11 protein-coding genes are annotated in these 14,777 nt (G+C 65.1%); 9 read left to right on the top strand and 2 right to left on the bottom strand.

All coding sequences use genetic code 11. The features are described 5' to 3' along the window. Positions 1-233 precede the first annotated feature (233 nt). From LDN85_RS01185 to LDN85_RS01170, 4 genes are all read left to right on the top strand, one after another. Entirely contained in the window at positions 234-1,361 is a 1,128-nt protein-coding gene (locus LDN85_RS01185) for an FUSC family protein (RefSeq protein ID WP_026541673.1), read from the top strand. Between the two features lie 110 nt (positions 1,362-1,471). Then, complete coding sequence (locus LDN85_RS01180) at positions 1,472-2,170, top strand: phosphatase PAP2 family protein (RefSeq protein WP_043433230.1); 699 nt, start codon at positions 1,472-1,474, stop codon at positions 2,168-2,170. Positions 2,171-2,202: 32 nt separating this feature from the next. Next, positions 2,203-3,576 (top strand): DNA repair protein RadA, encoded by a 1,374-nt coding sequence (radA, locus tag LDN85_RS01175; protein WP_026541672.1) that lies wholly within the window; start codon positions 2,203-2,205, stop codon positions 3,574-3,576. 54 nt (positions 3,577-3,630) lie between these two features. Continuing rightward, the gene (locus LDN85_RS01170; protein WP_026547984.1) at positions 3,631-4,254 is read left to right on the top strand and encodes a Pr6Pr family membrane protein; all 624 of its coding nucleotides are present in this window, start codon (positions 3,631-3,633) and stop codon (positions 4,252-4,254) included. Between the two features lie 24 nt (positions 4,255-4,278). Here the strand turns inward: LDN85_RS01170 and LDN85_RS01165 are convergent, their stop codons facing one another. Then, positions 4,279-4,674 (bottom strand): hypothetical protein, encoded by a 396-nt coding sequence (locus tag LDN85_RS01165; RefSeq protein WP_139183529.1) that lies wholly within the window; start codon positions 4,672-4,674, stop codon positions 4,279-4,281. 71 nt (positions 4,675-4,745) lie between these two features. Then, positions 4,746-5,426, bottom strand: a complete 681-nt coding sequence (locus tag LDN85_RS01160) for a TetR/AcrR family transcriptional regulator (protein WP_026547983.1) — start codon at positions 5,424-5,426, stop codon at positions 4,746-4,748. Positions 5,427-5,654: 228 nt separating this feature from the next. On the opposite strand from LDN85_RS01160, the gene LDN85_RS01155 reads away from it, so the two are divergent. The 5 genes from LDN85_RS01155 (at position 5,655) to LDN85_RS01135 (ending at position 14,560) form a co-directional block, all read left to right on the top strand. Beyond that, complete coding sequence (locus LDN85_RS01155; RefSeq protein WP_026547982.1) at positions 5,655-7,196, top strand: amino acid permease; 1,542 nt, start codon at positions 5,655-5,657, stop codon at positions 7,194-7,196. A 101-nt stretch (positions 7,197-7,297) separates the two neighbouring features. Further along, a complete protein-coding gene (locus LDN85_RS01150; protein WP_026547981.1) occupies positions 7,298-8,176 on the top strand; it encodes an urea amidolyase associated protein UAAP1 in 879 nt (292 codons plus the stop codon). After that, positions 8,173-8,826, top strand: coding sequence for an urea amidolyase associated protein UAAP2 (locus tag LDN85_RS01145; protein ID WP_026541666.1), 654 nt, complete (start codon positions 8,173-8,175; stop codon positions 8,824-8,826). Before LDN85_RS01150 ends, LDN85_RS01145 begins: the two co-directional genes overlap by 4 nt. Then, positions 8,823-12,551, top strand: coding sequence for an urea carboxylase (gene uca, locus LDN85_RS01140; protein WP_026547980.1), 3,729 nt, complete (start codon positions 8,823-8,825; stop codon positions 12,549-12,551). The genes LDN85_RS01145 and uca overlap by 4 nt, the downstream gene beginning before the upstream one ends. After that, positions 12,548-14,560 carry an amidase family protein gene (locus LDN85_RS01135; RefSeq protein WP_223944368.1) on the top strand — a complete coding sequence of 671 codons (2,013 nt, stop codon included), beginning with the start codon at positions 12,548-12,550 and terminating at the stop codon, positions 14,558-14,560. The genes uca and LDN85_RS01135 overlap by 4 nt, the downstream gene beginning before the upstream one ends. Positions 14,561-14,777 lie beyond the last annotated feature (217 nt).

Here is a 14,777-nt window from a genome sequence, read left to right as displayed (position 1 = left end):
TCCAGGGATTCTTCGATGCGGGCCGAACGGAGATTTCGGCGTGCGCGAGCTGAGGACCTTTTGTTCCTTTACTGAAGGTAAGGAGCGCAGGTAACGGGATCTGCGGTGAAAGGTAAACGGAAGGTGAACGACGGCGGACCATTGGGTTATGTGGCGCGCGCCACCTTGAGGGGCAGGCTGGTTGGGGTCTGCGCCTGCGCCGGAACCCAGGCCGGGCAAATAGACTGGAGGGCATGGCCGCCGCGAAGGGATTTTCCGCAAGCAAGAGGTTCCTGCGCGCAAGGGTCCGGACGGGTTTGGTCCGCAGCCGGAATTCTTTGACGCCGGCCATCCAGATGACCGTGTGCGCCGTGGGTGCCTACGCCTTTGCCGAATACGTGCTGGGCCACCAAGGACCGCTGTTCGCGGCTACTTCTTCCCTGATTGCCCTCGGCTTCTCGCGTGATCCGCGGTTGCGCCGGGTGATCGAGGTGGGCCTGGGCTGCACGTTGGGCATCGTGGTGGGTGACCTGCTGCTCCACTGGCTGGGCGCCGGGATCTGGCAGGCCGCCATAGTCCTGCTTTTCTCCATCCTGCTGGCCAGGTTCCTGGACAGCGGGACGATTTTCACCACCCAGCTGGGGCTTCAGTCGTTGTTGGTGGTGCTGCTGCCTGCGCCGGCCGGCGGGCCGTTCACCCGCAGCCTGGACGCCGTGGTGGGTGGCGTTTTCGCGTTGCTGGTGACCATCCTGGTGCCGAAGGATCCACGGCGTGAGCCCCGCAAGGACGTCCAGAAGATCCTCCATGAACTGGCGGAAGTGCTGCGTGAATGCGGCAAGGCACTGACTGAGAGCGACTCCACCATCGCCTGGCACGCCCTGATCCGCGGGCGCAACTGCCAGCCGCTGGTGGACCGGATGAGGCAGACGTTGCGCGCTTCCGGTGAAGTGGCAACCCTGGCGCCGGCACACCGCAGGCATCGCGATGAACTCGCCGGGCTGGAGCACTCCCTGGAGTACATCGATCTGGCCCTGCGTAACAGCCGGGTGTTTGCGCGGCGGCTCACCAGCGCGATCAACCACGCCGCCCTCTCCGATGAAGCGATCGACAGCATCTCCGAGGTCCTGCAGGAAACGGCCGCCGCCATCGATGAGATGACCATTGGATTGTCCGAGCAAAGCGAGGGGACCCGGCGGGTTCACCTGCGCCGGGCCCGGAACGACCTCTCGGACATAGCCGCCCGCCTTCATCCCAAGATGCTCGATGTCCAGAGGCTCGAGGGCGAGACGGTCGTCATGCTGTTCCGGCCCCTCATGGTTGACCTGCTGGAAGCCAGCGGCATGGAACCGGATGAAGCCCGCGCGGTGCTTCCGGCGCTGTAGCCTCCGCCGAGGTGGCAGTTAATCGCAATCCCACGGCCTGGCATTGTCATTAAGTGCAAGCTCGCGGAGCCATTCAGAGAAGCCCCAGCCCTGTTTGGCAGAATGAACCGATGATCACTGCCATTTCCACGCGCTTCCGGCCCGCACCGGCTCTCCGTTTGCGGCAGCGGACCCTGTTCCTGTGGGCTGCCGGGTTGCTCGTTGCCGGGGATGCGGTGTTCTGGCTGATGTTTGCCGCCGTGCTTTCCGAGACCGGCCTGGCCACCATGGATGGCACTGTCCACAGCTTCATGGTGGATTCCCGCAACCCGTTGCTCACCGCCGTGCTGACTGCCCTGAGCATTGTGACCTCGCCCGGTTGGGTAGCGGGCATTGGTGCAGCGGTGGCGGTTGCATGGATGGTGTGGAAGAGGGAATTTTGGCGGCCGGCGGTGCTGATGGGAGCCATGCTTCTGGCGGTCATTCTTTCCACCTTGGTCAAGCAGGATGTGGGCCGCTCCCGACCGTCGTCGTCCGATTTCCTCCTTGGCCCCGACGACGCACTCTCCTTCCCCTCGGGCCACACCCTGGGCGCAGGCATCTTCGCGCTGGTCCTGACGTACTTGCTCGTTTCACGTTCGGGTTCGCGGGCGACGGCGGTGCTCGCCTTCGCCGGCGCCGCTTTGCTGACGCTGATGGTCGCCTACAGCCGGCTTTACCTCGGGTACCACTGGCTCACCGACGTGGTTGCATCCCTTGGACTCGCGCTCGGAGTGACGGGGATCGCCGTCTTCGTCGACGCAGCCCGGCACGGTGGCCGGCGCGGCTAATACTGTCAGTCCCCGCCACTACGCTTGAACCCATGGCTTCCAAGACGTCCCGCGCATCCAAAACACCCGCCTACAAGTGTGCCGAATGTGGCTGGACTGCCATCAAATGGGTGGGTCGATGCGGGGAATGCCAGGCGTGGGGAACCGTTGAGGAGTACGGTGCCACGGTGGCGCGCACGACGGCGGCAGCTACGGTTTTGGAGCCGGCCCGCCGTATCGCCGAGGTGGATGGGACGACGGCGGCCTTCCTGCCTACCGGCGTGGACGAGCTGGACCGTGTCCTCGGAGGAGGGCTCGTTCCGGGTGCCGTCATCCTGCTTGCCGGCGAGCCCGGCGTCGGGAAATCCACACTCCTGTTGGATGTTGCAGCGAAGTTCGCGCGCACCGGCCAGGACGTCCTCTACATCACGGGCGAGGAATCGGCGGCCCAGGTGAAACTCCGTGCGGAGCGGATCGACGCCGTCGCCCATACTCTTTACCTGTCCGCGGAAACGGATCTTGGCCAGGCACTGGGGCAGGTGGAAAAGCTTGAACCCAAACTGCTGATTGTGGACTCGGTGCAGACCCTGAGCAGCGCGGACGTGGAGGGCAGCGCCGGTGGCGTGTCGCAGGTGCGCGAGGTTGCAGCGTCCATCATCTCCGCTGCCAAGCGGCGCAACATGACCACGCTGCTGGTGGGCCATGTGACCAAGGAAGGCACCATCGCCGGACCCCGTTTGCTGGAGCACCTGGTGGACGTGGTGTGCCAGTTTGAGGGCGAACGCCACTCGCGCCTGCGGCTGCTCCGGGCCGTGAAGAACCGTTATGGTGCCACGGACGACGTCGGATGCTTTGACCTGAACGAGACCGGCATTGAGGGGTTGGCTGATCCCAGTGGGTTGTTCGTTTCACGGACCCGGGAACCCGTTTCGGGCACCTGCATCACGGTGACCATGGAGGGCCGCCGGCCCTTGCTGGCAGAGGTTCAGTCGCTCTTGGCCGAGAGCGCCAATTCGCAACCACGGCGGGCCACCAGCGGGTTGGAAAGCTCCAGGGTGGCCATGCTGCTGGCAGTTCTTCAGCAGCGTGCCGGCTGCATGCTCCACAAGGACGATTCCTATGTGGCAACAGTGGGCGGCGTGAAGCTGACCGAACCGGCAACAGACCTGGCCGTTGCCCTGGCTGTTGCTTCGGCCAAGTCCCGGAAGGCTCTCCCCCAGCGTTTAATTGCGTTTGGAGAGGTGGGCTTGGCCGGTGAGGTCCGTCCTGTTCCCGGGATCAACCAGCGCATCCAGGAAGCACACCGGCTCGGCTTCACCCACGCCATTGTCCCGGCCAGTCCGGCAGGGGCGGGTGTTATTCCGGACGGCTTCTCCGTGCGCGAGGTGGGCCACCTTGCCGAGGCCTTGGAATTGCTGATCACGTAGCTGTTCCGGGGTGTCGGGGCTGTTCGTGGCGCGGGGTCGGCAAGGATGGGGAACATGACCAAACGGAACGTGCTTATCGGGGGACGCTTTTTCTTTGGCCTGCTGACCTTGGTGGCAGTGGGAACGCAGCTGACAGTTCACTTGGGCCTGGGCTATGACCTTTGGAACTTCTTCAGCTACTTCACCAACCTGTCCAACATCTTCGCAGCCTTGGTGCTCCTCATCAGCGGCTACCGGGTGCTGATCCGGAAGAGGCCCACCGAAGCGGACGATGTCACCCGTGGCACGGCCACGATCGCCATGGCCGTAGTGGGGCTGGTGTTTGGTGCGCTGCTGGCGGGCGAAGACCTCGGTTCCCTGCTCCCCTGGGTCAACTTTGTGGTCCACTACCTGATCCCCGTGGTGATGGTGGCTGACTGGCTCTTCCAACCACCGCGGGCAACCCTGCAGCTCAAACACGTTTGGTACTGGCTGCTCTACCCCATCGGCTACCTGGTCTACAGCCTGGTCCGGGGCGCCTTCGTCAACTGGTACCCGTACTGGTTCATTGACCCGGCCCGTGCAGGCGGTTGGGGTGGCGTGGTGGTGTTTGCCCTCGCTATCTCCGTCGGCTTCCTGGTGGTAAGCCTGGCGATGCTGTGGCTCGGGAACAAACTCAAGCGGCAGGTGGATTACTAGGCGCTTTTCGCTGGAAGGGCCGGATCAGAGGCGGCCGACGGCCCAATGGTCTACTGCCCAGCTAAGTGAGATGCGAATTTCAATAGGTTTACCGTCCGCGGCCGTTGCCCTAATTGTGGTGTGGTAGTAAGTAGTTCCGCCCGGGGACTCGTAAGAGACTTCGTAACCCGTGTCCTGCACGCCGCCCCAGGTGGCGACCCAGTCATTGGCGGAGTAAGCGACGCCAACAAACTCGTCGAAGGCCATGTTCTGGAGGCCTTCAACGTCCTTGGCGTGCAGGTAGGACATCACCTTCTGGACAGTGCCGTCCCGCAACTCTGGTTTAGGGATGGTGCCGGGAGTTGCGCTGTCTAACCCACATGCTGAGAACGCGGTCAGCACCAAGGCTAGGGCAATGACTTGGAATAGTCGCCTGAACATTCTGCGGCTCTCCAATCTATGTGCGCAGGCCATAGTAGGTGGCATAGCGAACGAGAAGGCCAGCACGTCCATCATTTGCCATCTCCGGCTGCTGTTCTCGCGATGAGTTCGTCGCTGGCAGCCCTCACCGCCGGGAGTTTTTCCCTCAGGCCGGCAAGGATCGTCACCGTGTCGGCCGTGGTGGACGCCGAGTCCTTGGAGATCAGCCCGTCCGCGCGGAGGTTGATCAGCGACTCCACCAGCCGAAAAGCAGTGTCTCCGAGGTCCGGGTCCCCAGGGGAGGATGCAACGCCCCGCCCCAACTCCCCGTAGATGGTCCGGAGTTCCGTCCGTGCCGCCATGAAGGGCTGGAAGATCTCCGCCCTGGCCTCCGGCAGGTGGTAGAGGACCCCGAGGTTCCAGCGGGAAGTGCAGAGCTGCGAACCGTCGAAGAGGACCACCGCGTGCAACCGTGCCCCAGAAGCTTCCAGGCCGTCGTCGTCGGAATGATCCCGCATGGCGCGGGCGAAATCCAAGCTGGTGGAAACCGTCCCGCCGAGCAGCTCCCCGAGGATCTCGTCCTTGGTGGAGAAGTGGTGATAGAGCGATGACTGCCGGATTCCTACCGCGTCAGCAATAGCCCGGGTGGAGGTGTTGGCGAACCCCTGGCTTGTGAAGAGCTCAGCCGCAGCGTCGAGGATCTCGTCCCGTGCAGTAGCTCCCGGACGTACCGCTTGCTGTTTTCGGGGGCGTCCCGGTCCGGTTGTAGTCACGCTTTCATTCTTGCATCGCAGCATCACCAAAAAGGCCGTTCCGGGAGTCCCGCAGAGACGGTGAGAATTCCTTTACATTCCCGAAACGAGCGGTAACCAAGGCTTTACATTGCCGAAACGCCGTGGGGACACCGCGCTGGAAAACTATCAAGTGACCGATATTCCGGAAGGGCAGTCAAACCTTCTCCGGGCTGGTCCCACATCCCGTTCCAGACACGGAGAAACCCGATGACTTCCACCCTTTCGACGACGGCCAACCGCACCGACGACGCAGACCTGACAGCCCTTGGCTACCAGCCCACGTTGCACCGCAAGCTGGGCCGTTACGCATCGTTTGCCGCAGGTTTTTCGTTCGTCTCCATCCTCACCACCATCTTCCAGCTCTTCGCCTTCGGCTATTCCTTCGCCGGACCGGCCTTCTTCTGGACCTGGCCGGTTGTACTGGTCGGCCAGCTTCTGGTGGCCCTGAACTTCGCCGAACTCGCCGCCCGTTACCCACTGTCCGGCGCCGTCTACCAGTGGTCGCGCCGCATGGGCGGTGAGGTGGTGGGCTGGTTTGCCGGCTGGTTCATGTCGATCGCCCAGGTCATTACAGCTGCGGCGGCGGCAATCGCCCTCCAGGTGGTCCTCCCCCAGTTGTGGGACGGCTTGCAGATGGTGGGCGGTGACCCCGCGTTGGCGTCCCCCACCGGAGCAGCCAACGCCGTCATCCTCGGCGCCATCCTCCTGGTCATCACAACAGTGATCAATTGCCTCGGCGTGAAGCTGATGTCCCATGTGAACTCCATTGGCGTCACCTGCGAGATTGTGGGCGTCGCGGCGGTCATCCTGGCCCTGTTCTCAGCCGCACAGCGCGGCCCGGAAGTAGTGGCGGACGTCAGCGTTGTCACCACCTCAGACCTCGGCGCCGTGGGTGCCTTCCTCGTCTCCGGTTTGATGGCCGCCTACGTGATGGTGGGCTTCAACTCCGCCGGCGAACTGTCGGAGGAAACCAAGAACCCCCGGAAGACCGCACCGCGCACCATCCTGTCCGCGCTCATCATTTCGGGCATTGGTGGCGGACTCATGATTATCGCCGCACTGATGGCAGCGCCAAGCCTCGACGACGGCAGGCTCGCCACCGAGGGACTCCCCTACGTCCTGACTGCCGTGTTGGGCACGTTCTGGGGCAAGGTGCTCTTGGTGGACGTAGCAATCGCCATCTTCGTCTGCACCCTGGCCATCCAAACAGCCGGCTCACGGCTGGTGTTCTCCATGGCCCGGGACGGCAAGCTCCCGGCCTCGGTCAGCCTCGCAAAGGTCCACGCCAAGCGCGGAACTCCCATGTGGCCCTCCATCGCGATCGGCGCCCTGGCTGTGGGAATCCTGGCCATCAACATCGGCAACTCCGCGCTCTTCACCACCCTCTGCAGTGTGTGCATCGTGATGGTGTACCTGGCGTACCTGATGGTCACGGTCCCGCAGCTGCTCAGCCGTTTCCGGGGCGACTGGGACCGCGTGGGCCAGACCATGCCGGCAGGACTCTTCTCCTTGGGCCGTTGGGGACTGCCCGTCAACATCCTGGCCGTGCTCTACGGCGCCCTGATGGTCATCAACCTTTCCTGGCCACGCCCCGAGGTGTACGACCCCTCCGGCGAACACGGGATCCTGCTCTTCTCCGCTCCCCTCATGGTTGGCGCAGTCCTGCTCCTGGGCATCTGGGTGCGGCGGAATATCCGGATCCGCGAAAACAAGGCCGCAACGGCTGCGGAATCCACCAACGCCGGCTGACCCCGCCACCGCCGGTTCCGCCTGACCCCCACCGCCTGCCCAAGCACCAGCAGAGCCTCCTTACCAGCACCTGTTCCAGCACCAGTACAGAAATGATTGCCATGACACAGACTCTCGAAAGCGCTCCCGGCACCGCCACAACAACCGGCGCCAAACTGCACGCCCGGGCCCAGCACGGGCGCACGGCCGAAACCATGATCCACATCCCGCCCACATCGGCCCCTGCGCGTCTCACGGAAGGCCTCCCCATGGAGGCAGCGGGCGCGCTGACCTGGGCCGAAACGCTGGCCTTCGGCCGCTATACGCACCTGGAACTTGCCCGCGGGACCCGCATCAGGATCACAGACCTCGACGGCGATGCTTGCGTTCACGCTGTCATCATCCGCAGCGGGGCCCAGCACGAGAGGATCAATGTTGCGGACACCGTCAAGGTTCCCTGGCAGGCCTACATCACCGCAGGGCACCCGCTCCTCTCCGACGCCGGCCGGCTCATGGCAACCGTCGTGGCCGACTCCTCTGGCAAGCACGATGCCCTGACCGGCACCACGCACCTTGCCGGCAACACCGCCAAGTACGGTGCCGGATCAGCGCACAGTGCATCACCGGCAGGCCGCGAACTCCTCACCCTTGGCGGCATGAAGCACGGGGTCAGCCAAAGGCAACTGCCGCCGTCGATTTCGTTCTTCAAGGGCATCACCGTGGACCCTGATGGCAGCATCCGGTTCGTTGGCAGCGCCGGTGACGGTGCCGCCGTCGAACTTCTCCTCCACATGGATGCGGTGCTGGTCCTGGCCAATACCGCCCACCCGCTGGACCCGCGTGAGGAGTTCACCGGCAGCCCTGTGGACATCGTTGCCTGGCAGTCTCCACAGGACCTCGAGGCGCTCAGGGACGGCACCCTCGGGGTCGACCTTCGCCCCGAAGGGCGACTTGCCCTCCACAACACAGAATCCGACTACAACGCGAGGACTTCCGCATGAACGCCGTGGCAACAGCCCCTGCTTTGATCCCTGGGACAGTAATTCTGGACGAACTGGTGGAAGCCCGCGGTCCGTGGTCCGCCGTGGTGGCGGCCGGCGATGTCCTCACCATCGTGGACCTCGACGGCAACCAGGCCGTGGACTGCATCCTCTACGCCGCCAAGGACACCAGCACGCGGTACTCCGCTGCTGTGACCATCGCAACCCAGGGCTCGATCTTCCTGACCACCGGCTCCGTACTCCGTGCAGACAGCGGCCAGGAACTCATGACGGTGGTGGCCGATGAAGTCGGTATCCACGACACCATCGGCGGTGCCTGCTCGCAGGAATCCAACACCCTCCGCTACGGCCAGCACACCCATGAACAGCACGCCTGCGTTGAGAACTTCCTGATTGAAGGCGCCAAGTGGGACCTCGGCAAGAAGGACCTGGTGTCCAACATCAACTGGTTCATGAACGTGCCGGTGGATCCCGACGGCGCCCTGGGGATCGTGGACGGGCTGTCCGCGCCCGGAAAGCGCGTGGCCCTCCGCGCCGAGGTGGACACGCTGGTGCTGGTGTCCAACTGCCCCCAGATCAACAACCCCTGCAACGGCTTCAACCCCACGCCGGTTCGCATGATCGTCACACGTCCGGAGGCCCGCGCATGAACCGTTTCGACACCCTTCTGGTTGCCAACCGTGGCGAGATTGCCTGCCGGATCATCGAATCCGCCCGGAAAGCGGGGCTGCGCACGGTGGCCGTCTTCTCCGAAGCTGACCGAGGCGCAAAGCATGTGAAGCTCGCCGACGAGGCAGTCCTCCTGGGACCTGCTCCGGCCAAGGAGTCCTACCTCAAGGTAGAAGCCATCCTCAAAGCGGCAGCAGCCACCGGGGCCGGCGCCGTCCACCCCGGCTACGGATTCCTGTCCGAAGACGCTGCGTTCGCGGAAGCAGTGGAAGCGGCAGGCCTGGTGTTCGTGGGACCCACTCCGGCGCAGCTGAGGATCTTCGGGACCAAGCACACCGCCCGCGACGCTGCGCAACGGGCCGGCGTTCCCATGATCGCCGGGTCCGGCCTGCTGGCAGACCTGGACGAAGCCGTTGTTGCCGCAGAGACTATTGGCTACCCGCTCATGCTCAAGGCCACGGGCGGCGGAGGCGGCATTGGCATGGCCGTGTGCCGTGACGACGCCGAACTTCGCGACAACTACTCGCGGGTGGCCCGCCTGGCCAGCTCCAGCTTTGGAACGGCAGGCGTCTTTGCCGAGCGCTACATCGAGCACGCCCGCCACGTCGAGGTCCAGGTGTTCGGTGACGGTGAGGGCAGGGTGGTAAGCCTCGGTGACCGTGACTGCTCACTGCAGCGCCGCCACCAGAAAGTAGTGGAAGAAGCGCCGGCGCCGGACTTGCCGGAAGCCCTGCGCGAGGAACTGCACCGAAGCTCCCGCGCCTTGTGCGCCTCCGTGGGCTACCGTTCTGCAGGCACAGTGGAGTTTGTTTACGATCCCGTCCGCCAGGAAGCCTCCTTCCTGGAAGTCAACGCACGCTTGCAGGTGGAGCACCCGGTCACCGAAGCCATCACGGGCGTGGACCTGGTGCAGTGGATGCTGGACCTCGCACAGCAGAAACCAGTGCTTGATGGCGTGCCGGACAGTGTGCCCGTTTCAGGACACGCCGTGGAAGCCCGCATCTATGCAGAAGACCCCGCCCGGAACTTCCAGCCCAGCGCCGGAACCGTCACCAACGCGCAATACCCAAGCTCCGACGTCGTACGCATTGACGCCTGGGTGGAGACCGGCAGCGAAGTCTCCACCAGTTACGATCCCCTGCTGGGCAAGATCATTACTTCCGGGGCAACCCGCGACGCCGCCTTCGACGCCCTGGCTGATGCGCTGGCAGGAACACGAATTGATGGCATCGAAACCAATCTGGGCATGCTGCGGGCCGTGGCCGGGATGGGCGTGGTCCGGGACGCGAAGCATTCAACCGGGACCCTGAACACCGTGGGTGATCCCGAGCCGCGGATCACTGTTGAACGGCCAGGGCTCCAGACCAGCGTGCAGGACTGGCCCGGCAGGACCGGGCTGTGGCAGATCGGCGTGCCGCCCAGTGGACCCATGGATGATTTGTCGTTCCGGCTGGGCAACACCGCGCTGGGCAACCCCGAAGGTGTCCCCGGCCTGGAATTCACCATGGCGGGTCCGGCGCTCCGCTTTACGCACGCAACCACGGTGTGCGTCACCGGTGCGGACGTCACCGTGACCGTCAACGGCAATCCGGCCAGCACCTGGGAACCCATCACGGTCCCGGAGAATGGCCTCCTGGACGTCGGCTCCGCTGATGGATCGGGACTGAGGGGCTACGTCCTCTTTGAAGGCGGGCTGGACGTTCCCCAGTACCTCGGCAGCGCCTCAACCTTCACGCTGGGCCAGTTTGGCGGCCACGGCGGCAGGGTGCTCCGCGCCAGTGACGTCCTCCGCACAGTGGCCGGACACCTTCCTGAGACCGTCCCTGGTCCTGTTCCCGCGGAAAGCCGCCCCATGCTCACCACCGAATGGCAGCTGAAAGTGGTGGAAGGACCCCACGGTGCGCCCGAATTCTTCCAACGCGAGGACATCGAGGAGCTCTACGCCGCCGAATACGAGGTCCACTTCAACTCGGCGCGCACTGGTGTCCGCCTGATCGGACCCAAACCTCGCTGGGCCCGCAACGATGGCGGCGAAGCCGGACTGCACCCCTCCAACATCCACGACACCGCCTATTCCGTTGGTGCCCTGGACTTCACCGGCGACACCCCCATCCTGCTGGGTCCGGATGGCCCCAGCCTGGGCGGGTTCGTCTGCCCCGTAACCGTTGTGACCGGCGAGCGCTGGAAGCTGGGGCAGCTGCGTCCCGGGGACAAGGTGAGATTGGTGCCCATCCGCTCGGTGGAGGCGCCGTCGGTCAAGGAACTGGGCGCTGCGAGGCAGCTTGTTCTGCCAGGCAGCGCCGGTTTCACCACGGGCAGCGGCTCGGCATCCGGCGCGGCATCGAGCCCGGCTTCCGGCACGGCATCCGGCGCCGCCGGGTTGCTCCGCGGCGACGGCGACGACGGCGTGCTGGGCCGGGTGCCCGAAGGCGACGGCCGGCCTGCGGTCACCTATCGCCGATCCGGTGATGACAACCTTTTGGTGGAGTATGGCGACATGGTGCTGGACCTTGGCCTGCGTGCCCGCGTCCACGCGTTGCACCAGGAACTCGAGCGCCTCCGCGTGCCGGGCATTGTGGATCTGACCCCGGGCATCCGTTCCCTCCAGATCAAGGCCGACCCGTCAGTCCTTCCCACGTCCAAACTCCTGGGCCTGGTGCGGGAGGTGGACGCATCCCTCCCGGCAAGCTCGGAGCTGGTGGTGCCCAGCCGCAGCGTCCGCCTCCCGTTGTCCTGGGATGACCCCGCCACCCGCGAAGCAATCGAGCGGTACATGGCCGGTGTCCGCGATGATGCCCCGTGGTGCCCGTGGAACATCGAGTTCATTCGCAGGATCAACGGCCTGGACTCCGTGAACGAGGTTTTCGATACCGTCTTCAACGCCGAATACCTCGTGCTGGGACTGGGCGATGTCTATCTTGGCGCCCCTGTGGCAACACCCTTGGATCCCCGGCACAGGCTTGTCACTACCAAGTACAACCCCGCCCGCACCTGGACTCCTGAGAATGCCGTGGGCATCGGCGGGGCCTACATGTGCATCTACGGCATGGAGGGCCCAGGCGGCTACCAGTTCGTGGGCCGGACAACGCAGGTTTGGTCCCGCTACGCGGACGCCTCACCATTTGAGCCGGGCTCCCCGTGGTTGCTCCGGTTCTTCGACCGCATTTCCTGGTACCCCGTCAGCCCCGAGGAACTGCTGGACCTTCGGGCGGACATGGCTGCCGGCCGGGGCCGTGGCGTGGAGATTGAGGACGGCACCTTCTCCCTTGCCGAGCATGAGGAATTCCTGGACCGCAACAGTGTCTCCATTGCAGAGTTCCGGGAAACCCAGTCGGCCGCTTTCGCTGTGGAGCGCCAAGCGTGGGAGGAAGCCGGTGAGTTTGACCGTGCCGAGCAGGCTGTTTCCCCCGCTCCGCCGGCGGACGACGTCGTTGTGCCCGACGGCGGCACCCTGGTGACCTCTCCGTTCGCCGCGAGCGTGTGGAAAGTGGATGTGGAACCCGGCGACCTGGTGGTTGCAGGCCAGCCCTTGGTTTCCCTTGAGGCGATGAAGATGGAGACGGTCATCCAAGCTCCCGTGGACGGCGTCGTGCATCGCGTCCTGCCCTCGGCCGGCGCGCAGGTGGTCGCCGGCGAAGCCTTGGTGGTCCTGGAGCCTGCAGAGGTCCGGGAACCAGCCCTCGTCCTGGAAGGGAGCTCCTCATGACCGGGCGTCACGGAAGCACAGTGCAACGCGTCCTGGCCGCGCTCGAGGCGATTGACGCCGTCGACCGTCCTGAAATCTGGATCCACCTGCGCGGGCGGGATGAGCTGCTCGCGGAAGCATCACGGCTGGATGCCGCGACGGCCGCCGGGGAGGACCTGCCGTTGGCGGGCCTGTTGCTAGCCGTGAAGAACAACGTGGATGTTGCCGGGATGACCACGACGGCGGCGTGCCCCGGCTTTGGCGGGACAGCAACCCGGGATGCGGTGCCGGTGGCCAGGCTTCGCGCAGCTGGTGCGCTGGTGCTTGGGGCTGCCAACCTGGACCAGTTCGCCACGGGACTCGTGGGAACCCGGAGCCCGTACGGAGCCGTCCGCGATTCACGGCGACCCGACCGGATTTCGGGGGGCTCCAGTTCAGGCTCCGCGGTGGCGGTGGCCTTGGGTCTGGTGGACATTGCCATCGGCACGGACACCGCCGGTTCGGGCCGGATTCCCGCCGCTTTGCAGGGAATCGTGGGCATCAAACCGACACTGGGCGTGGTCTCTACCGAGGGCGTGGTCCCGGCCTGCCGTTCCTGGGATACCGCCACGATCTTTGCCCGGGACCTCGCCACTGCCGAACTGGCCATGGGCGTCATGGCAGGGGACGGCCGTGCCTGGCCCACGGACGTCAGGGTCGCCGCGCCTTCCACTCCGCGGGTGGCCTATCCCGCTGCGCTGCCGGCCCTTTCGGAGGCGTGGGCGGCGGAATTTCAGGCGCAGATTGAGCGGCTCCGTGCAACGGGGGTGGTGGCCGAAGCAATCGAGCTGGACGTCTTCCTGCAGGCGGCCCGGCTGCTGTACGACGGCGGACTGGTGGCCGAACGCTATGCCGCCGTCGGCAGCTTCATTGACTCGGTGACGATGGGCGGGGCAGATTCGTCCGACGGGACAGGTGCGTCCGGAGGGGCAGCCCAGTCCGGCGGGGTGGCTAATTCCGGCGGGGTGGCTAATTCCGGCGGGGTTGCCGCGACGCTGGACCCCACAGTCGCCGGCATCATCAGCGCCGCGGGCAAGGTACCGGCGCACCAATACGTTGCGGACACTGCGGCGTTGGAGCAACTCAAGTACCAGGCCATGGAGCGTCTGGACGGCTTCGACGCCTTGGTTGTTCCCACAGCGCCTTTCCACCCAACGCTTGCTGAGGTGGCGGCCGATCCTGTGGGGGCCAACTCCCGGATGGGCACCTATACCAATTTCTGCAACCTCTTCGACCTCAGCGCTGTTGCGGTACCGGCGGGCACCGTCACCGAGAACGGCGGCGTTGACGCAAGCGGCGTTGAAACAGGAGGCGTTGACGCAAGCGGCATTGATACACGCAGTAAGTCGCAGTTCGGCCTCACCGTGGTTGCCCGGACGTTCGAGGACGGCGTGGCCGCGGACATTGCCCGGCGGATCGAGCTCACCCCGGAGTTGCCCGAGCTGTTCGCTGCGGGAGCCGCGGGAGCCGTGGGAGCCGCGGCGGCTCAGTCCCCCGCTCCCGAGGTTCCCTGGCCGGTTGCTGCGGGAGCCGCCGTCGTACCTCTTGTAGTGGTGGGGGCGCATCGCAAAGGGCAGCCGCTGGCGTCCCAACTCGAAGACCGGGGAGCGTTCTGGGACGGGCATGTGACCACCGCGGCCCAGTACCGGATGGTGGCCTTGGAGACAACGCCACCCAAGCCGGGGGTGGTGCGATCAGCGCGCGGGGCCGGGCTCGTGGCCGAGAGGTGGCTGCTCTCCGAGGCAGCGCTGGGATCCTTCCTGGCTGAACTGCCCGAACCCATGCTGCTGGGATCCATCACGCTGGATGATGGCAGCAAAGCCGTGGGTTTTGCCTGTGACGCCGTGGCCGCAGCCGAAGGACGGGATATTACGGAGTACCGCGATTGGATTAGATATCTGGAACAGAACACAGCCGGATCGGGAAGCCATGGCTTGTGGCGCGAGGCCGGCGGGGCTCTTCTGACTGGCCTCGGACGCGGCCGGAATTAGAGGGCAGGCGGCCAATTGGCGGAAATAGGGTATCCGCCAATTGGCCGCCCCACCGTTTTCCGGGCACCGCCGAACATCACGAAATGACCCACTTTGGGGCTTGCTGGTGCGGTTAACGGTCCGCGGAAGCCCTATCATTGTGCTTGTCGTCATTCGGGCATTTTTTGCGAGCTCCGCTGACGCCGGATTCAGCATGTCTGTGAGCCGAGGCTTGCAC

The sequence above is a fragment of the Arthrobacter sp. StoSoilB20 genome (genome assembly GCF_019977295.1).
GTDB classification, from domain to species: Bacteria; Actinomycetota; Actinomycetes; order Actinomycetales; family Micrococcaceae; genus Arthrobacter; species Arthrobacter nicotinovorans_A.
Note: the sequence above shows the minus strand (reverse complement) of the source record. Positions and strands in the feature narration are given on the sequence as shown.

Bases quoted from the DNA above. Each gene is read 5' to 3' on its own strand.
- LDN85_RS01185 (WP_026541673.1), top strand. From the start codon at position 234: ATGGCCGCCGCGAAGGGATTTTCCGCAAGCAAGAGGTTCCTGCGCGCA.
- LDN85_RS01135 (WP_223944368.1), top strand. From the start codon at position 12,548: ATGACCGGGCGTCACGGAAGCACAGTGCAACGCGTCCTGGCCGCGCTC.
- LDN85_RS01150 (WP_026547981.1), top strand. From the start codon at position 7,298: ATGACACAGACTCTCGAAAGCGCTCCCGGCACCGCCACAACAACCGGC.
- LDN85_RS01145 (WP_026541666.1), top strand. From the start codon at position 8,173: ATGAACGCCGTGGCAACAGCCCCTGCTTTGATCCCTGGGACAGTAATT.
- radA (WP_026541672.1), top strand. From the start codon at position 2,203: ATGGCTTCCAAGACGTCCCGCGCATCCAAAACACCCGCCTACAAGTGT.
- LDN85_RS01170 (WP_026547984.1), top strand. From the start codon at position 3,631: ATGACCAAACGGAACGTGCTTATCGGGGGACGCTTTTTCTTTGGCCTG.
- uca (WP_026547980.1), top strand. From the start codon at position 8,823: ATGAACCGTTTCGACACCCTTCTGGTTGCCAACCGTGGCGAGATTGCC.
- LDN85_RS01165 (WP_139183529.1), bottom strand. From the start codon at position 4,674: ATGTTCAGGCGACTATTCCAAGTCATTGCCCTAGCCTTGGTGCTGACC.
- LDN85_RS01180 (WP_043433230.1), top strand. From the start codon at position 1,472: ATGATCACTGCCATTTCCACGCGCTTCCGGCCCGCACCGGCTCTCCGT.
- LDN85_RS01155 (WP_026547982.1), top strand. From the start codon at position 5,655: ATGACTTCCACCCTTTCGACGACGGCCAACCGCACCGACGACGCAGAC.